The organism is Thermosynechococcus sp. (assembly GCF_046299655.1).
Lineage (GTDB): Bacteria > Cyanobacteriota > Cyanobacteriia > Thermosynechococcales > Thermosynechococcaceae > Thermosynechococcus.
Map to the genome: position 1 here is coordinate 44,547 of NZ_JBKBHZ010000003.1, position 18,938 is coordinate 63,484.

General features: G+C 54.1%; 15 protein-coding genes, 1 other RNA gene and 1 pseudogene. 3 read left to right on the plus strand and 14 right to left on the minus strand.

What is annotated here, in order from left to right; translation table 11 throughout:
* Positions 1–4: 4 nt before the first annotated feature.
* The 7 genes and pseudogenes from ACK4HN_RS03110 to ACK4HN_RS03140 form a co-directional block, all read right to left on the minus strand.
* Positions 5–1,699 carry a hypothetical protein gene (locus ACK4HN_RS03110; protein ID WP_409868703.1) on the minus strand — a complete coding sequence of 565 codons (1,695 nt, stop codon included), beginning with the start codon at positions 1,697–1,699 and terminating at the stop codon, positions 5–7.
* Positions 1,700–1,816: 117 nt separating this feature from the next.
* A complete protein-coding gene (locus ACK4HN_RS03115; protein ID WP_409868702.1) occupies positions 1,817–2,821 on the minus strand; it encodes a SpoIID/LytB domain-containing protein in 1,005 nt (334 codons plus the stop codon).
* Positions 2,822–2,949: 128 nt separating this feature from the next.
* Positions 2,950–3,939: a glycosyltransferase gene (locus tag ACK4HN_RS03120; protein WP_409868705.1), complete on the minus strand. Its 990-nt coding sequence runs from the start codon at positions 3,937–3,939 to the stop codon at positions 2,950–2,952.
* Positions 3,940–4,053: 114 nt separating this feature from the next.
* Positions 4,054–4,430 (minus strand): annotated as a pseudogene (locus tag ACK4HN_RS03125) (zinc ribbon domain-containing protein); the annotation flags it as partial.
* A gap of 135 nt (positions 4,431–4,565) precedes the next feature.
* A complete protein-coding gene (locus ACK4HN_RS03130) occupies positions 4,566–5,513 on the minus strand; it encodes a F0F1 ATP synthase subunit gamma (RefSeq protein ID WP_409854169.1) in 948 nt (315 codons plus the stop codon).
* Between the two features lie 62 nt (positions 5,514–5,575).
* Positions 5,576–6,541: a hypothetical protein gene (locus tag ACK4HN_RS03135; RefSeq protein WP_409868701.1), complete on the minus strand. Its 966-nt coding sequence runs from the start codon at positions 6,539–6,541 to the stop codon at positions 5,576–5,578.
* Between the two features lie 155 nt (positions 6,542–6,696).
* Positions 6,697–7,281 carry a GerMN domain-containing protein gene (locus ACK4HN_RS03140; protein ID WP_409868700.1) on the minus strand — a complete coding sequence of 195 codons (585 nt, stop codon included), beginning with the start codon at positions 7,279–7,281 and terminating at the stop codon, positions 6,697–6,699.
* 148 nt (positions 7,282–7,429) lie between these two features.
* Between ACK4HN_RS03140 and ACK4HN_RS03145 the strand changes: the two genes are divergently transcribed.
* Entirely contained in the window at positions 7,430–7,675 is a 246-nt protein-coding gene (locus ACK4HN_RS03145) for a DUF6439 family protein (protein ID WP_409868699.1), read from the plus strand.
* Here ACK4HN_RS03145 and ACK4HN_RS03150 read toward each other — a convergent pair.
* The gene (locus tag ACK4HN_RS03150; protein ID WP_409850995.1) at positions 7,672–8,163 is read right to left on the minus strand and encodes a metal-binding protein; all 492 of its coding nucleotides are present in this window, start codon (positions 8,161–8,163) and stop codon (positions 7,672–7,674) included. The two genes, ACK4HN_RS03145 and ACK4HN_RS03150, sit on opposite strands and share 4 nt — an antisense overlap.
* 270 nt (positions 8,164–8,433) lie before the next feature.
* Here ACK4HN_RS03150 and ACK4HN_RS03155 point away from each other — a divergent pair, with 270 nt between their 5' ends.
* Positions 8,434–10,236 (plus strand): N-acetylmuramoyl-L-alanine amidase, encoded by a 1,803-nt coding sequence (locus ACK4HN_RS03155; RefSeq protein ID WP_409868698.1) that lies wholly within the window; start codon positions 8,434–8,436, stop codon positions 10,234–10,236.
* Here ACK4HN_RS03155 and ssrA read toward each other — a convergent pair.
* The 3 genes from ssrA to ACK4HN_RS03170 form a co-directional block, all read right to left on the minus strand.
* Positions 10,234–10,619, minus strand: a transfer-messenger RNA (tmRNA) gene (gene ssrA / locus ACK4HN_RS03160). The genes ACK4HN_RS03155 and ssrA overlap by 3 nt on opposite strands.
* Positions 10,620–10,673: 54 nt before the next feature.
* On the minus strand, positions 10,674–12,362 hold the full coding sequence (locus ACK4HN_RS03165) for a helicase HerA domain-containing protein (protein ID WP_409868697.1): 1,689 nt from the start codon (positions 12,360–12,362) through the stop codon (positions 10,674–10,676).
* An 83-nt stretch (positions 12,363–12,445) separates the two neighbouring features.
* Positions 12,446–13,243: a TPM domain-containing protein gene (locus ACK4HN_RS03170; RefSeq protein WP_409851003.1), complete on the minus strand. Its 798-nt coding sequence runs from the start codon at positions 13,241–13,243 to the stop codon at positions 12,446–12,448.
* A 208-nt stretch (positions 13,244–13,451) separates the two neighbouring features.
* Here ACK4HN_RS03170 and ACK4HN_RS03175 point away from each other — a divergent pair, with 208 nt between their 5' ends.
* Positions 13,452–13,664 (plus strand): DUF2949 domain-containing protein, encoded by a 213-nt coding sequence (locus ACK4HN_RS03175; protein ID WP_409868696.1) that lies wholly within the window; start codon positions 13,452–13,454, stop codon positions 13,662–13,664.
* A gap of 252 nt (positions 13,665–13,916) precedes the next feature.
* Here the strand turns inward: ACK4HN_RS03175 and ACK4HN_RS03180 are convergent, their stop codons facing one another.
* The 3 genes from ACK4HN_RS03180 to mrdA all read right to left on the minus strand — a co-directional run bounded on the left by ACK4HN_RS03180 (position 13,917) and on the right by mrdA (position 18,864).
* The gene (locus ACK4HN_RS03180) at positions 13,917–16,025 is read right to left on the minus strand and encodes a M3 family metallopeptidase (RefSeq protein WP_409868695.1); all 2,109 of its coding nucleotides are present in this window, start codon (positions 16,023–16,025) and stop codon (positions 13,917–13,919) included.
* Positions 16,026–16,035: 10 nt separating this feature from the next.
* On the minus strand, positions 16,036–17,007 hold the full coding sequence (locus ACK4HN_RS03185; RefSeq protein WP_409868694.1) for a peptidoglycan DD-metalloendopeptidase family protein: 972 nt from the start codon (positions 17,005–17,007) through the stop codon (positions 16,036–16,038).
* 78 nt (positions 17,008–17,085) lie between these two features.
* Positions 17,086–18,864 carry a penicillin-binding protein 2 gene (mrdA, locus tag ACK4HN_RS03190; RefSeq protein ID WP_409868693.1) on the minus strand — a complete coding sequence of 593 codons (1,779 nt, stop codon included), beginning with the start codon at positions 18,862–18,864 and terminating at the stop codon, positions 17,086–17,088.
* Positions 18,865–18,938 lie beyond the last annotated feature (74 nt).

Sequence of the window (18,938 nt, forward strand, 5' to 3'; positions counted from 1 at the left end):
CCACTCAAGAGGTAGCGACAGCAAATTTTTGGATTACACTGCGCATAAACTCTTCTAAGGAGCGTACCCCCTCTAAATCCTCGAACACTTTGGGTAAGTTTCTCTCAATTTTTTCACGGATAAACTGGCGATATTTAGCATCCTGACCGAGTGTCACCGCAATTTGGATATAGTCTGCAATATTCGGGGCAATTAACTCAGGAACTCCTAGTAAAGTTAGAATCCCAGTAGTATGTCGTCCACGCATAAACCGTCCTGGCGTAGTTACAACGGGCACTTTGGCATAATAAAGTGCCTCTAGGGTAGAACATCCCCCCGACCACTCAATGCTATCTAAAAAGACATCAAGGCAGTGAAGCATTGAGGTAAAGCCATAGAAGTTTAAGGGACGGCAGAAGAAACAGTAGTCTCTGTAATCTAAGTTTTTCGCCGCAAAGGCTTGCTCTAAACGTCTTTCAAATCGCAAACGAGTATTTTTACTCATAAAATGGGTGATAAAGACAAATTGGCAGTTGCCTACCAAGGCGGCAATTTCTGCATAGACGCCATCAAATTGAGGCAAGTACTTAAAAATACTTTGAAGGCAACCATAGATAACAGCATTCTCCTTGAGACCAAATTCCTCGCGGCTGATGGGAGGCCGCGGATCCTCAGGCAGTGGGCTAAAAATAATACCAAGATTCTTTAATCTTATTAACTTTTCTGTATAGTGTTTCTCGCCATCCACAGGCTCCATTAACTCACTACTGAGAAAGTAGTCCATCGTAGGCAGACCAGAGGTATCCGGATGACCCCAAGACATGCACTGGATAGGTGCCAGCCTCAGAGCGGCCAACATCAGCACTGTGAAGTTCATGCCAATCTCTGGGAAAAGGATTAAATGCAGGGAATCGGCACGAATTCGCTCAAGCCACCACTGTAGTGGATAGTCTCCTCGAACAAAGCGATAGGTATAGGTTTGAGCAATCTCGGTACAGGTATTGTTTTGATCAGAAACACAGTAAACGTATAACTGAAATTCCTCCTTATTGAGATGTTTGAGCCAGCCATGAAGCATGAGCTTCCAAACCGTGTGTTCCCAAAAGTGAGCACTAACAATGCCAATCCGTAGCGGCTCATTGGGATATAGCGGCGGCAGTGGAGGACGCTCTTTACCTTCTGGAAAACAGCTAGTCAGGATTTCGTGAAGAATGGTTCCGTAGCATTGTTGAAGGTCACGGGTTTCTTTGCCGAGATAGGGCAGTAGGAAAGTATTCGTTGTGGGCACCCAAGAGTAAAGGGATTTTTTCTTGTCTGCAGAAAAGTCCTGAAAGTCGCTGTAGAAGTCTAGAAGGTCGGCCTTGAAGCGCTGATAGCATTCCTCTACCTCGGCTGCATCGCGGTAGCTGTAAAGAAGGTGGCGCGTTATGGAGAGATAGCGAATCCCTAATTCCCAATCTGTCCTCAGGCTAACTGCGCGGCGGTAGGCCTCCTCGGCTACTTCAGGCCTACTGTCGTAGCCACTCAGGAGTCCCAGTAACTGCCATGAAGTTTCGAGGGTGGGATCGAGGGTAAGGGCATGATGCACAGCAGCAATAGCGGCCTGCCTGTCGTTCTCTTTTTTTTTCTTTAGAGCCAGTTTTTGCCACCCTTTAGCAAAGGCCGTATTACTTTTCTTGGCAGCAGCTTCCTGAAAGAAGAATTCTAGCTCAGCAGCCATTCTCAGAATCAGAATTCAGCTCTCCCATTCAGTATAGCCAGTACAGCTGGGGGAAATATTCTATCCTGAGGTCACTAGCAACAGCCACATCTATATCCGTTGGCTCATGACTCCGTCTTAATTTAGACGAATTTGCGATAGGCCTGCCCCTGGATAGTAGGTTCCTAAAATTTGCAGGTGATTGTAGCCGCGCTGGCCTAGTTCATAGGCACCCGTCTGACTCATTCCCCGCCCGCCAAAGACCTCCCGTACAATATCGTCGGTTGCTGCATACATCGAAACCATAATTCGTCCGCTTTTGGTAAGGACAATGCCCCGTGTAGCCTGGACTGCCGCTTGCGTGGTATTCCACTCCGTTTCAATGCCACGATACACCTGCCACCGCTCATCGTTCCCCAGATCAAAAAAGGGACTAGCGGGTTGAAACATTTGGGCAAGGGCATAGGAACGGGCGGCGATCGCTTGGGCTTTGAGGGTTTCCATTGGCCAGTCGGGATAGACCTCTGCACCGACAACACTCACTAAGTATTGCTCTAAGTCCACTTGGTTGATGGCGGTAATGGTATTTCCCTGAGCAATCAGGCGCACCACACCGCGATACCATTTATCGCCGACAAAGGTGAGTTGATTCCTAGGGCGAATCCAGAGGGAGGGGGCAAGGGGTTGACCATTCCAGAGCAACACTCCCTCGCGGGCTGCGACAATAGCCCCTTGGGAAGGAGCAAGCTGCGTCATCACCTGCTGCTGATCATTGGTAACGGCGGTGGTGACGATGGTGCCAATGGTGAGTTGGGGCTGATTGCGGGCGATCGCCACCCGCACTTGAGGGGCAGGGCCTTGACTGGGGGGCACCGGCTTGAGGGCAGGAGGAGAGACAGTGGGCAGGATGGTCTTAGCAGAGGTGGCGACGGGGGTTGCCGACGGGGAAACTTGACGGGGTAGCGGCGCCAGTAGCGGATCACGCCCGTCCAAAATTGGCCGCGGCAGAGGCCGTTGGGGTTGAATCGGCTCAGGTAAAGGCACGGGTTCTGAAAGGGCAACAGAGGTTGGGAATAAGCTCCGCAAAAGCCAGACTCCTAGGCCAGCGCTGGCAATTGTGGCCATGGCAAAAGAGACAAGCAAGGGTGAGTATCCTCCCTTTGTTCTGGGAAACAAAGCGGCGCCCATTCAGGTTTTATCTCCACTCACACCTTGCCTATTGTATAGGGTGGTACGGGAGAGTGCGGCACTTGCCCTGCCAGTTTACTCAGCTAGACTTGAGACAGCGCTGCCACCTGCTGTAGCCACTGCTCCACCCTATCCCCATAAGCCCCTAAGCTATACTCCTCTTCTGCCTGCTGGCGACAGGCGGCGCGATCAATTTGATCAATTTTGCCAATGGCGGCAATTAGGGCCTCTACAGAATCAGGGAGAATGAGAAACCCCGTTTGACCATCGCGGACAATTTCACTCGGCCCACCGCGATCGTAGGCAATGACGGGAACCCCACAGGCAAGGCTCTCAATGACCACATTGCCAAAGGCTTCCACCCAGCGGGAGGTCAGTAGGAGGGCGCGACACCGCCGCAAGCGTGCCTGCATTTCCCGTGTGGGGAGGAATCCTAAGTATTCAATGGGGGCCTCGGGGTAGTCAGTTTGAATCCGCTGCCAATAGTCATGATCCTGCAGTTGCCCCATGATTTTCAAAGGGGTACGGGTGACATTGACGGCAGCGACGGCATCTTCTAAGCCCTTTTCCGGAGCAATGCGCCCCAGCCAGCAGAGGGCATCCTCTGGCTCTGCACAAAAGTCATAGAGGGACAGATCTATGCCACTGCCCAAATAGACACAGCGATCGCCAAAGGGGAAAGTGGCGGCCTGGGTACGGGTATAGACAGCAATAGTACCCGGATACTGCTCAAGGACATCCGCGATCGCCTGATCCATGACCTCAGAGACCGAAGCCATGCTCACCAGATGCCCTACAGGACGATGCAAAAAAGGCGTCAGGTAAAAGGGCAACCAGTCATAGGCAAAGTTGACAATGACCTCAAATTGGGCTTGAAGCTGCCGCACCCGTGCCCACATATTGGCTAACACACTATTGGGCGGCAGCATAATTGGTTGGTCGCGGGTTTGATGCTGGGCGGGCACCTGAAGGGCACCCGCTACTTGTTCAAGGGTCACCGCCAGCGGCAGATGGGAACCTGCGGGGGCAAGAATGTGAATGGTGTGCCGGCGATCGCCCAAGGCTTGAGCCATATTGAGGATCGTCAACTCCACACCGCCCCCTTTGCCTGTTCCCAGAGGTCCCACCGGCGTGGAAACAAAGAGCAGTTTCAGAGAGCAACTCCTCCCGTGACATACTCCCGACCCTCACGCTTCGCGTAGAGGGTGGGCTTCTCCAGTCTTTCGACCTTCGTGTTTTATAGTGAGCCGATGCCCCAGGCCCACTGTTTTGATGAGTTTCGCCGAGTTGATGTCTCGCGACATGGATGCGCCACAATGAGAACATCCATGCCAGCGGTCAGACAACTCCTTGGGGACTCGGTTCTTTCCGCCTTTGTACTGTAGTAAAAAGGCGGAAACAGGCAACTTGCACAATACTGGGATGTGCCAGCGGGGTTAACCTTCCCGACCCACCGCCCAGCTTTTACAGCTTTGTACGGCAGGATGTTGTTTAGGAACCCTGCTCTCCCCACATCGGCAAAACTTTCATTCAGGCCGGATTTAGCCGCCTGACCATTGGGCAATGATTATAGCACACACTTATTGAACGGCAAGACTCCCCTCGCTCGGGCACTTCGGGGGCATCGAACCCCCTCAGCGCCTTTGGCTCTCATTCCGACGCTCCCCTTCGGGAGAGCGCGGAGCTTCCCGCCGATTAGCTAACGCAGAGCCTCAGCACCCGCCACCACTTCCAAGATTTCTTGGGTAATGGCGGCTTGACGCGCCTTGTTGTAGGAGAGGGTGAGGGTACCAATCAGCGCTTGAGCATTATCACTGGCGTTATTCATTGCCGTCATCCGCGCGGCCAATTCTGAAGCGGCGGCCTCTTGCAGTGCCCGTAGCAACTGGTTATTCAAGTACAGGGGCAGGAGAGCATCGAGAATTTGCACCGGATCCTGCTCAAAAATCATGTCGGGGGGTAGAGCGGGCAGCGTTGAGGTCACTTTCTCGCGGTTGACTTCCAAATGGGAACCACGGGTTGTCAGGCGGAAAATTTCGTCATCGGGAGCTTCCAGCCCTTGAGGGTCTAGGGGGAGGAGGGTTTGAACCACAGGTTTGGAACTAATCAGCGAGACAAACTTGGTGTAGATCAGCTCCACCCGATCTACTGTTTCGGAGAGGAAAAGAGACAGGAGTTCACTGGCAATTTGACCTGCCTCGCTGGCAGTGGGAATCTGCTCTAAACCTGAATAGACAGCATCAATGGGATAGTTACGGCGCTGGAAGTATTGGGCTGCTTTGCGACCAACAATCACCAGCGTATATTTGACGCCCTCCGCTTCCAGTTCTTGGGTTCGTTCCTTGGCACGGCGAATGACGTTGGCATTGTAACCGCCGCATAGCCCGCGATCGCCCGTCACCACCAAGAGCGCCACTGTCCTCACAGGACGCTTGGCCAACAGAGGTAAATCCACATCCTGAAAGCGTAGCCGAGTTTGCAAGCTATACAGCACCTGCGCCAAGCGATCGGCAAAGGGACGGCTCGCCATCACTTGCTCTTGGGCACGGCGAACTTTAGCTGCCGCCACGAGGCGCATCGCTTCGGTGATCTTGCGGGTATCTTTAATTGTTTTAATGCGATCGCGAATCGCTTTGAGATTGGGCACGGTAATCTAAACTCCTAAGCAAAGCGTCCCTGCCCTAAAATTTTAGCCCAGAGGGGGATCGCCTAGGCAGTCTTTTCACTAGAGGTTGACCCACCCCTACCAGCCAGCGTCGTGATCACTGGAACTGCTAAGGCAGCGACAGGGGGAATGATACGGCCAATGGGCTGCGGCAGATTTAAGCTGACGCTCAAGGCAGAAACCACGGTTGCCGCAATGCCGCTGATCCATAGCACGGTGTCGCGCCGCCGTTGTTGGCGCTTCAGGCGGTGATTTTCTTGGGCAGCAAGAGAGAGGTCGGTGGGAACAACGGTTGAGGATTGGTTGCGCAGCACCTCTAAATCGTGTTGCAGGCCGTGCAGTTCATTTTGCAGGCGATCGCGCTCCCTTTCCACTTGGGTGAGTTGCCGCGTGATCTCCGCTAGTTGTTGTTCGAGAGCTGTTTTTTCTGTTTGCAGTGAGGCAATTTGATCTTGAAGTTCTTGAATTTGTGCGACTTGGGATTGCAGGGTTGCCACTTGAGTTTGCAGTTCCTGAATCTGGGAGGCTTGCAGTTGCAGTGTTGCCAGTTGCTGCTGAAGGTCGTCTTGCTGAATGAGAGCCTGTGCCAGTTCCTGTTCAAGATTTTGTCGCAGGCCGCTCAAGGTGGCATTTTCTTCGCGCAGGCGAGCAATTTCCGCTTCAAGGGAGGCTGTTTCTACCGCTGGCGTTGCTGCTTGCGTCCCTAGTTCTTTCATCTTGGCTAGGAGAACTTCATGCTCCTGTTGCAGGCGGGCAAGGTCTTGGCTCAGGTGATCCCGCTGCTGTTGAACATTGGCCAGTTCGGCGGTGAGGTCACGAATTTGTTCTTGAAGAGCTTGGTTTTGGGCGATCGCCCGCTGTTCTGCACTACTCGTGAGCGACTCCAATTCAGCGGTTAGGGAATCCAGATCAATTGCCTCTGCGGGAGCCTCACCCAACTCACCCAAATCACTGATGATGCTTTCTAGGAGGTCATCAGGTTGGTTGCGAGGGGGGTCTGGACTGGCCATGCTCCAATACCTGCACAAGTGCTAAGAGTTGCTCCAATTATAGCGATCGCTGTCCCTATCCTCTAGGCTAGACAGTATTTATCTATGTTTAGTCAAATAATTTTGGCAGTAGATGAGGATGGTTGCAATTGCAACCTTCTCGGACTGGCTTGGCACTATTGAGTGCGCAGGGCAAAGGCCGCTTGAAAGTCTTGCCGGGTCATGGGTTGCATCACCTCCAGTCCCTCACCTCCCAAAACGCGCAGGGGTTCACCGCCAATGGAAATCCACACCGGCGCATTGGGATCACTGGCCGTTGCTGTGTAGAGTATTTGTCCTAAACGGGCTTGCATCGAAGCGCTTCCCCCACCTTTTGTAAACTCTGGGGAGAGATCCACATGGATGCCATCGCCTTTGACTTCTACACGATTGACACGGGTATTTTCCGGAATGCTGGTGGTAACATCGCGATTGGCAGGCCCGGCCAAAAGCCGCTCCAGACGAGATTGAATAAAGAGTTCTGGCCGCCTTGCCGGGGTAGTGATCCGTACGGTAGAGGGCACTAAAACGAGGGTGTCTCCTTCATTTTTCACCCAAAAGATTTGAGTTTCCTGCTGCTGGGCAACTTCCGCCGGATTAGGAACCGGATCTCCTTGGCGAGGGGGACTCAAGGTGAGCCATGCCGCTGTCCCAGCCGACGCAAGGCCAATAACCGCCAGCACAATCAAGGCGGGGCGGGAGCGGGTGACTTTTGCTACCATCTCGATACTCTCCTTGGCAGGATGCACCTGCCTTTACCTTAGACACTATTATCCAAGGGTAAAGTTCCAGCTTTTGTGGCGTTAGGGGCAGTTGCCCACTGCTTAAACTAGAGGATGGTTCTCCCTTTAGATAGATCAAGTTTAAGTCATGGTGCAAACAACTTCCCGTGCAGAAGAACTGGCCACTGCCCTCCTTGATGCGGTTAGGATTGCTCCCCAAGATTGGCATCGCCTCAAGGGAAATCGCCGTGCGCGTGCCCTCGAACAGGCGGCTGCCGCTCTGGTCTATCTCCTCAAGGAAAATGATGCGGAGGCTTTGGCGCATCTGCAACAGGCAGTGGGTTGGCTCGATCACTCCATTAGTGCGCCGCCTTGCCCTACGCACCACCATTAGCGGTGCCAGCGTCGCCACTGCGAAACCACCCAATCGCTTGTGATATGGAGCAGTGCCGATAGCTCTAGGCCAAGGGCGATCGCCCCTCCCCAGCGCCAGTCGATTCCCTGCCAGCGTTGTAGCCATGCCTGCACAAGGGGAAGGTGTCCTGTGAATGTGGCGACCCCGACCCCAAGACCCAGTCCTAATCCCAACCAAAGGCTTAGATAGAGCAAGCGGATCACGGTGCCCACCACTGGGCTATGAGTCCAAAAGGAGCGATGCGAAAACGCTTTTTGGTAGGGTAGCCAGATTCCCCGTAGCCAGCCCCAACGGTAGTAGGGCAAGGAGGGGGTATCGAGGTCGGGACTGAGCAGAAAGCCGCCAATCCCAAAGCTACTGCTAACCACCACGCCCCAAACCCAATCGCGGCTGAGGGCGCTAGCTGTGAAGCCCACAAGGGGCATGCCGATCCAAGTGAGGCGATCGTGGGTACGGCCACTGGGCATTGAGGATTCCGCAGCTATTTACTAGGGCAAACATACGGAAAAACGGTCTGGATGATGCAATCAGAGAACTCATTGGCTGCAGTGTGCGTCTAAGTGGACTTGAACCAAGCTGGAATTTGAATCTGATGAAGGGCGATCGCGCAAAACTAAATCGCAGGGTGTGCCAGTTCACAGACTTGTCCCTGATCAAGTATGCTAAGCACGTTTGAGCGAGCGGCTTGGCTAGCCAACTTGGCAGTGTGTTGTGCATCGCTGGTGGAGGAAGCGTGAATGGATCAACCGTGGCGTTCTTGGCAATTGCGAGTTGTGGTGGGTTGTGTATGGACACCCGCTGCTGCCTTGATCATCGCTCAGCCTGCTTCAGCCAGCCGCCTACAATTGTGGCGACTCAACCCCGCCACCAATCAACTGGAAATTCGCACTGAACGCGCTGTTCAGCCTCGGGCTGAGTTGGTCTACAATCCAACCCGCCTTGTCATTGACTTGCCTGGTGTGGTTCTCGGTAGCCCCCAGATCAGCCAAAACTACAGTGGTGCCATTCGCCAAGTGCGGGTTGCCCAGTTTGACCCCCAAACGACGCGGATTGTAGTGGAATACGCCGCTGGTTTTACAATTGACCCTCAGCAGGTACGCTTTCGGGGAGTCACAGCCAATAACTGGTTGGTACAACTTCCCGCACCCCAGCAGCAAACAGTTTCGCTACCGCCGCCGCCCCCACCGTCTCCTCCTTCTGCTCCTCCCACAACCCCCACAGGTCCCCTGCAAATGCGAAGTTGGCGGGCAGATGCCACGGGTTTTCTAGTCCTAGCCGATCGCCCCCTGCCCGAAGGAAGCTACACCATTCGCCGCCCGCGGCGCGATCGCATTGAAATTCTCCTCAGCAATACTGAACTCATTCGCAACTTTAGTCCTCGGCGCTTGGAACTGCGCCGCTTTGGTCGCGATCGTGTCCGGGCAGAGGTACGTGCTCAGGGCAATCGCCAAGTGCAAATTCTCCTCGACATTGACCCCCAAGAGGCCGATTGGCAAATTACCCCCCGCAATGATGGCTTTGTGATTGTGCCCTCAACCACGGCAATTACACCACCCCCTCCGCCACCCCCCCAACGCCCCAGTGTCATTCCTCCCGCCAGCGCTCAAACCCCCGTCACAACGATTCAACGCATTGATCTAGGGGGACGGGAGTTACTGATTCAGGGCGATCGCACCGTTTTCTATAACGTGAGCTGGGAGGGCAATCGCTATCGCATTCGCCTACGGCAAGCACAGTTGGACAGTAATCTGCGCGAACCTCGCCTTGTCACTGGTAGTCCCCTAAGCAACATTGAATTTCGCCAAGAGGATAATCAAACCGTTTCTATTCTCCTGACGCCAGCACCCAACTTTCGTATCCTTGGGCCTCGCCCCCTCTCTGCGGAATCCTTTGTGGTACAAATCCAAGGGGCAAATGATCCGCCAGCAAGTGCGCCTGCGCCAATTGATGTGCCCCCCACAGCAACCACCCAGCCCCCAAGTCAGCCCGTCCCCCGTGGCCGTTTTGTGGTGGTTATTGACCCGGGTCATGGGGGCAGCGATCCCGGTGCCATTGGTATTGGTGGCATTCGTGAAAAGGAGATTGTCTTGGATGTGGGTCTGCAAGTTGCCCAATTTTTGCAGCAGCAGGGAGTACAGGTGATTATGACCCGCACGACAGATATTGATTTAGACTTGGCTCCTCGGGTGGCGATTGCCGAACGGGCACGCGCCAATGCCTTTGTGAGTATTCACGCCAATGCCATTAGTCTGGCTCGCCCCGATGTCAATGGTTTAGAAACTTACTTTGCGCCTGGGCGATCAAGCCGTTTGGCCTCTGCCATTCACAATAGTATTCTCAGTTCCTTGAACATTCGCGATCGCGGGGTGCGATCAGCGCGATTCTATGTGATCCGCAATACGTCAATGGATTCTGCCCTTGTGGAGATTGGATTTGTTACAGGGGCAGAGGACGCCGCCAATTTCCAAAATCCCGCTTGGCGAACACAAATGGCACGGGCGATCGCCCAAGGCATCCTCAACTTTTTGACGGGGAGATGATGGAGCTGACGGGAGTCGAACCCGTGTCCGCCCTAGCTATTCGCCGACTGCTCCTTCACAGGCTTAGCCTTTCTAACCCTCAGGCAGGAACTGTTCCTTGTCCCGAACAGTAGGATGCTCTGGTCAAGTCTTTGCTAAACAGCCCACCAGAGAGAACTGCCTAGCGCATCCGTTGGGGTTAACCCGCTGCCCTTAACGGAGTCGGACAACGAGTGCTCGAACCTGTTTAGAGGTCTTAGGCTACCGCAGCAGCTTTACGAGCAAAAGGAACGATGTTGTTCGCAGTTACTTTGGTTTTGGGCTTTGGATTAACGAGAGGTAGCCCACTCTCGACCTGCATCACAGCCCAACTTTCACTAGGACGTCGAAGCCGTTTCAGCCCCATGCATAGAGCTATTTCTAAGCTAGCGTGTTTTTTTGGAGTTGACAACAAGTGATCATTCGAGCGATCGCCGACCTATCGTTCGTGGTTTAGGGCGTGGCGCTGGGCCTGCCATTGCCACCATGCGATCCAACTGTTTGTGTTGGGCAAAATACTCTTGCCACAGCTTAGGGGCATCCAATGTCTCACCCCCGTGGGTCGTCAAGCGTTGCCGCACCCGACAAAGCACCGGCGTGTTTACACAGGCACCTGCAATAATCACCTGACCTTTACTGAGGGCAGGCAGTTCTTTGAGCAACTCGCGACCAGCAGCCTCCACCCCATGTTTGAGACTCTCTTGATCGACAGGATTGACAATCCGCAGAATAAACTGGCTCATACACTGGGAGAGCACATCGCTATCCAGCTTGCCGGGACGTTGGGTAATTAGTCCCACCCCAAGGCCAAATTTGCGGCCTTCACTGAGAATTGTGCGCAGTACCTGCTTACACTGGGAGGGTTCATGGGCAGGGGCAAAGCGATGGGCCTCCTCAATCAAAATAAAGACTGGGTAGGGTAAATATTGCTCATCCCCCTCACGGACGCGGTCTTTTTGGGTATTCATGCGGGCGTGGTTGGTTTGGCGCAAAATTGCTGTGGCAATGACCTGCTGCTCCTCTAGGGGAATCTCATTCATTTGCAGAATGGTCAATTGGCCGGGGGTGAATAACTTGTGCGGTGGCAGGTGTTCATAGGGATGGAAATAGTCGGAGCGTTGCATTTTTTCCAGCTTCCAAGCCAAAGCATCCGCAGAAGATCCCTGCTTGACATTGCCCTCTTCATCTTCAACGCGATCCACCGCATAGACCGCTGTAATCAAGTCCTGCGTACTCCAATGGCCGTTGGGATAGAGGCGGCGCACTTCATCATAGGCTCTTTTGAGAATGGCCTGCTGGCGATCGCTCATCGGGGGAAGCAGCGTCAGAATATCGTAAAACTCTAGGGAGGAAACACGAATTTTCACCTCCCCTGGGGTAATCAACTTCACCTGCGGTTGATAGCCATCCTCTCCCTTAAAGGCCGCGTGCCCCCTCAACTGCGTCAGCGTGTGGTATTCACCGTGGGGGTCGAGGATCAGCACTGCGGCTCGATTTTTGGGCGACAGCAATTCCTCCACTAACACCCCCGCTGTATAGGATTTCCCTGACCCTGTCCCGGCAAGGATGGCCATATGGGTACTCACCAGCTCCTTGACATCAAGGGCAATAGGAACAGCCCCCTCCTCGCGCAACAACAGTGATCCAATATGGGCTGCCCCCCGTTCCTCTGGCTTCTTCTTGTTGAGGACTTCCTGCAGCAGGTCATCTTCCGCTAAATAGACCTTGGCACCCGGCAGGGGCAGCCGCCGCAAATTATTAAAGCCAAAGACCTCATGAAATTCCCCCATCACTTCTACGGTCATCTCGTAGAGTTCCGCCGGTTCACAGGTAAAACCAATTAGGGCAGCTACGGCACCGGGATTCAGTTCGTGATCGGCAAACATGCGATGCGGCAGATGCTCGATGAGACGGCAGCCCGTAATTCTGCCCAGAACTTGGTGAACAGGACCTGCAGGGGTACTTGGGGGGCTGCTCAATTCGTAATAGACAAATTCACCAATGCGAACGGGCTGAGCATCGGCAGTAATAAAGACGTACTCGCTACTGCTGTCGCCCGGGCCTTTGACAATACCGACAATGTGACGCGAGGAAGACTGACTCTTCATTGCACAGGAAGGCTTCGCCAACACGGATGGGAATGCGCTTACCCTCAATCCTAGGCGATTTTGTCAGCAGCGGGAGCAATGGCCTATTCCTCAAGCACTGGCGGCGGCCCACTGGGGGCTGGCAGGATAAAAGCAACAATGGCACCAAGGGCAAAACCCGCAACATTGCGCAGAACAGGTAGCCATTCTTGGGTGCGCACTAGTACAGGGCCAAGGCCAAAGGCAAAGAACAGCATCCCCCACAGCGGCGAAAAGAGGAGAATCCACTTCCAAGCCACCTTTTGATCAGTACGGCGGGGACGAGCCACAAAGCCCAAAATGATGCCGCCAAAGATGGAGGTGGCAAGGGTAAGAATCCATTGCTCTTGGGGTAACCCCGGTACCGCACGGCATCCCCCTTGGGCGAGGCAGGTTTCAATAGCATGAAGCGATTGCAGGATCGCCTGATCTTCGCCGTTGTCGCGGACAAAGTATTGATTGCCAAAGCGGGTTTGCAGCTCAACCCAAAAGGTACGCTGGAGAACTCGGTAGGCGGTGTCACCAACATTAAAGTTCAAAAGATTACCGCCGCGGGTATCGGCCACCAGTAAAATACTGCGATCATCTAAGTTCCAAAAATCCCGTACCGCTAAACCGGGGGTGCGATCGTACTGGGTGAGAACGCGCAATTTCCACCCTGTCTGGGCTTCAAACGCTGCCAGTTCGCTGTCAAGGCGTTCCTTTTGAACCGGTGTGAGAATCTGTGCTAAGTCAACGACATTGGTTGGCTCCGCAGGCAGCAATTCTGGATTGTTGAAGCTGTAAGCAGGAGCGATCGCCCCCAGCCAGCAGAGGCTCACAAGCAGCATCACGAAACCAATTTGGCAAAACCACCGCCGCATGTGTTGAAGCATCGTAATAAAAATTTACAAATAGGGCATCTTTTTTAATTATCTTAAGGGGATGCTGCGAAACATTGCAATCAACTTCAAGGTCTTCCTAGACAATGTGCAGTTTTTGTTAAACTCACCCTAGCCTGAGAATCCCATTGCTATACTGCAAGTCTAAAAGCTTTGTTGTCCCTGTCTGATTGGCCACTCCTCAGCCGCAATGCCCTACTCTCCTCAACTCCTGCAATATCTCGAACAGGAACTGGCCCTGCCGCCAGAGAGGATTGCTATGGCCTTGCGTCAATGGCAACAGCAGCGCGGATCGTTGCCAATTATTCTTTGGCAGTATGGATTTATTACCTTGGAACAGTTAGATCGCATTTTTGAGTGGCTGGAGCAAACGGGGGGGGATTGTTTTCCTAAATCTGTGTAAGACGTAGGAACACTTTACCTCAGCAAATCCCTATAAACGGTCGGCTCACAGTCCTTGAGATGTCCATTCTACCCGCTCCAAAACCCAAGGGCAGGGTGGGCTTTAAGGGAGCGATCTTTTTTAATTTCTCAATTTTGTACTGTAAAAAAGCAATAAAATCTAGAAACTCTCTTTACTGGGCTAATGGGAGAGTGACGGATTCTTCTCAATCTCCCCTAATTAAAGCCATGGCCGTCCCTACTAGCCAGCATTTTAAGCTACTGACAACAAACCGCGGTACCTGAGCAGCGGTTCAGTCTTGGGTTCACGGCCCCGGAAGGCTTTGAAAATTTCCAAGGGATGTTGGCTACCTCCCAAGGCCAGTACAGTTTCGCGATAGTGTCGCCCCATTTCAGCAATAGCTTGTTCGTTATCTAGGCCTACTTCCTCAAAGGCAGCAAAGGCATCTGCGCTCAGAACCTCTGCCCAAAGATAGCTGTAGTAACCCGCAGCATAGCCGCCGGCAAAAATGTGGCTAAAACTACACAGAAAAGCATCTTCGGGCAAGGGGGGCAGAATCATCGTGGTTTGGGCAAGGCGATCGCGCACTTGCTGCGGCGTTTCCCCCTGACCTGGTTGATAGCGATGGTGCAGTTCTAGATCCAACAAACTAAAGTGCAATTGCCGCAAGAGGGCGCTCCCTGCGCGATAGGTACGGGCGGCAACCAGCTTTTCGTAGTAGTGCTCTGGCAGCCGCTCCCCCGTTTCATAGTGCCGTGCCATGCCAAAAAGGGTGGGGCGGTGGTAGCACCAATTCTCCATAAATTGGCTAGGAAGTTCGACAGCATCCCACTCCACGTTATTAATGCCCGCTGCTCCTGCTTCATCCACCCGTGTCAGCATGTGGTGCAAGCCATGACCAAATTCATGGAAGAGGGTTTCCACCTCGCTAAAGGTCATCAGGCTGGGTTTGCCATCCACGGGCGGGGTTTGATTGCAGACCAAGTAGGCCACGGGTAAACGGGTATGCCATTCCCCCTGAAGGCGATATTTGGCACGGCCAAGGCAATCGTCCATCCATGCACCACCGCGTTTTTCGGCAGGGCGGCTGTAGGGGTCAAGGTAAAAGTGGGCGATCGCCTGCTGATTCTCATCGAGGATAGCAAAAAAGCGCACATCAGGATGCCAAACGGGGACTTGCCCATCTGCTGGCACCACCGTTACCCCAAAAAGCCGCTTCACGAGGCCAAATAACCCCTCAAGTACTTGGGGGAAAGGAAAGTAGGGACGCAGTTCCTCATCGTTGAAGTTAAAGAGAGCCTCCCGCTGCCGTTCAGCCCAGTAGGCAATATCCCAGTGCTGCAGATCGTTAGCTTCGGGTGCCCCTTGGGCAGCGGCAAAGGCTTTCAGGTCTTCGAGTTCTCGCGCTGCTGCCAAATAGCTGACTTGCCGCAGTTCCTCGAGGAGGTTTTCCACACTGGCCACACTATCGGCCATTTTGCTAGCCAAGCTGAGTTCAGCATAGGTGTTGAATCCCAGAAGCTGTGCCTCTTCCACCCGCAGGGCAAGGATGCGCTCGAGGATGGGGCGGTTATCCCACTCACCACTACTGGCACGGGAAATGTAGGCGCGATAGAGCTGCTCCCGCAAATCCCGCCGTTGGCTGTGCTGCATAAAGGGGCCATAGCTGGGGAAGTCAAGCGTGATGTGCCATGGCCCTGTTTCGGGAGTGGCGGTCTCAATGCCATCTTGGCGAGCGGTTTGCGCAGCTAGCGCCAGTAGGCTGGGGGGAAGTCCAGCCACTTCATCGGGTTGGGTGAGCTTGAGGCGAAAGGCCTTAGTGGCATCCAAAAGGTTGTTGGAAAACTGCGTAGATAGCTCCGCCAATTCCAGTTGAATGGCATTGAAGCGCTCTTTGGCGGCGCCTGTCAAACTCACGCCACTGTGTTCGGCGTTGCGAATGGCGGCTTCCACAATGCGTTTGCGAGCGGGGGGATAGCTCTGAAATTCGGGACTGGCCGCCAGTGCCTTAAAGCCTTCATAGAGGGGACGCGATTGCCCCAAACGGGTATAGAACTCCACCACTTCGGGTTGCACGGCTTCGTAGGCTTGACGCAGTTCAGGACTGTTTTTGACCCCCGTGAGATGGCTGACAATACCCCACGTCCAACCAAGGCGATCGCTCAGACGTTCGAGGGGTTCCACTAGCCCTTCCCAAGTGGGCGTGAAGGATTGCTCGAGGGCCTCTAATTCTTGGGTGAGTTTCTGCAACAGTTGGCGCACGGCTGGCTCAACATGGCTCACCTGAATCTGATCAAAGGGAGGAAAGCCATCACCTCGCAAGAGGGGATTATCGGTGTGAGGGGAAGTCGCAATCACCATCGGTATCCTACTAACTGCGATTCGATTGCTGACGGGCTTGGGCGATCGCCTGCTTTAACTGGGCTAGTGCCAATTCTAACCGCGCTTCGGGAGCAACAGGAATCAACCCTTGGGCAGTCATCTCATGGATCTCAAAATGCAGGTGCGGCCCTGTGGAGTTGCCCGTACTGCCCACCAACCCAATGACCTCACCCTGTTTGACCCATTGACCCGGATTGACAAAAAGCTGCAAGAGGTGGGCATAGAGGGTTTGGTGCTGTTCTGGCGGGTGTTGCAAAATGACGGTGAGGCCATAGCCCCCCAGCCAGTTGGACTCCACCACGCGGCCATCAAAGACTGCCAGTACGGGTGTCCCTTGCGGAGCGCCCAAATCGGTTCCCGCATGGAAGCGGCGATCGCCAAAAATGGGATGGATACGCCAGCCAAAGGTGGAGGTAATGGGCACTGGGAACGGCAAAGGAAAGAGCATCTGGCCATTGTTGACCTTCAGCCAACGCAGGGGATTCGCTCCCGGAAAGGGCTGACGCACGTAGGCCGGTGCCGTTCTATGGCCAGAAAATCCTGTATTTCTAGGGGGTGCAGCGCTTTGCAGTGCCGTTGCTAAGGGGCGATGGCGAGCGGTCGCCAGTCGGGGAGCTGTTAGTAAAGCAGGGGAACGTTGAGCAGCTGGAGCGGAGCAAATGCTGTTGGGAATGTCTTCTGTAACAATCGCTTGACAGCCTGTGGAGCGTTCTTGGATCACCACGGGGATAGAACGGGCCGGCTTGAGGTTTTCAAGGGGTTCACTCCCCGCTGGTGGATCGACGGGTTCCGAGGAGAAAACCAGCGGATCACTATTGACAGGTTGCACTGGATTCACAGGGATTGGCGGGGCTGCCTCGGGTTCGGCAGGAATAGTCTCCGCAACACTCTGGCGACTCCCCAAGGCTGTTGCCAATAGACCCATTGTCAGGCCAAGGGCAATGACGCGCTGCTCGATCATGCTTCACCCCACCACACGCATTACCTTCAAATTCTAGGCGCAACCCTGGGGAATGACAATCTTTTTGCCTGCAGAGGGCTAGCGATCGCGAATCCGCATATAGGTCTGAATGACTTTCAGCACCATAGGCCCACACACTGAGGCGCCACCCCCCCCAGAGTTTTCCGCAAAGGCAACGACCACAATTTCAGGCTTGTCTGCGGGGGCATAGGCACCAAACCAAGTGTGGTGAGGACGGGGGGGGTCTTCACCAGTACCACTTTTGCCAGCGATCGCCACCTCAGGAACATTTAATGCCGCACCTGTACCACTGGTCACCACCTGGCGTAAACCTTGACGCAGCACCTGCACCGTAGAGGGCTTCAAATTTAGTGACTGTCGCCAGCGATCGGGATTTTCGGAAGCAATCAGGTGGGGACGCACTTTGTAGCCGCCATTGGCCGGCACCGCAAACATCACTGCCGCTTGAACTGGACTGACCTGTAATGCCCCCTGACCAATGGCCGTGATGAGAGAGTCACCATCGTACCACCCTTCACCAAAGGTTTCCTGTTTCCACTGGGGATCGGGGACAAAGCCGGCGGCTTCACCCGGCAAGTCAATGCCCGTTTTAGACCCCATGCCAAAGCGCCGTGCCCACTCAATGAGCGTCTTAGGACCAATGCGGCGCGCCACTTGGCCAAAGAATGTATTACTGCTCCAAGCTAAAGCACCGGCAAAGCCCAGAGGACCAAAGCCGGCGCGGTTCCAATCATGGAAGGCAAAGCCCCCCGTGTAGAGGGCAGGATAGGTCATCAGTACCGTATCAGGGCTAAACTTCCCAGACTCTAGACCCGCTACCGTTGTGACAATTTTGAAGGTACTGGCGGGAGGGAACCCTTGCAAAGCACGGTTGACAAAAGGAAATTGCCGCCGTTGTAGCTCCTCCCATTGCCCTTGGGTCATGCGGCGGGCAAACCAATTGGGGTCAAAGGCAGGATAACTGGCAAGGGCAAGAATCGATCCATCACGCGGATCCATCGCCACGATCGCCCCCGGCCGATTCCCTAGGGCAGCTTCCGCCGCTTTTTGCAAGTCCAAATCCACTGTAAGTGTGATGTCATTCCCCGGTCGGGCGATTTTTTGACCAAGAATGCGAATCACTTTACCTTGGCCATCCACCTCCACCTGCTGACCGCCCCATGTCCCCCGCAACACCTTTTCATAGGTGGCTTCGACGCCCATTTTGCCCATGACATCGCCAAGGCGGTAGCCCTGATCCCGACGCGCTGCTAGTTCTTCCTCATTGAGTTCGCCAATGTAGCCAATAATATGAGCCGCCGTTTCGCCGTGGGGATAAAAGCGCATGGCCTCACGGTCAATTTCGACCCCCGTCAGGAAATTGCGGTGTTCTTCGAGGGCGACAATTTGAGCTGGAGTAATCCCTTGGGCAATGCGAATCAACGAAGGGGAATTCACCCCTACTTGCTTGACCCGCGCTTCGATCTCACTGGCAGGCATATTGAGCACCCGCGAGAGGATTCTCACCGTCTGCGGCCATTCGGGCTTTTTAGCAGCAAGGGGCCAGAGAAACACGGAGTAGGAAAACTTGTTTCCTGCTAAAATCTGCCCTTTGCGATCCAGAATCTTCCCCCGCTCTGGGGGCTTGGGAATGAGGCGAATACGGTTTTCATCGGCCATCTGGCGGTTGCGATCGCCCTCGACAATTTGCAGATAGCCCAAACGGATACCAATGCCCCCCAGCAAAAATAGGGTCATGATCGAAAGCAACACCAAGACCCGACCCTGTTTACCCAGCCGACGATCGTAGTCTTGGTAGGTGAGGGGATGAGTCGGGCGCGTTTTGAGCATTGCCATAGGCGCAAACGTTGATGAGTTGATGACGGGTGACTCAATTGCCACTCTATCAGATGCACTGAGACCAGAGGTCG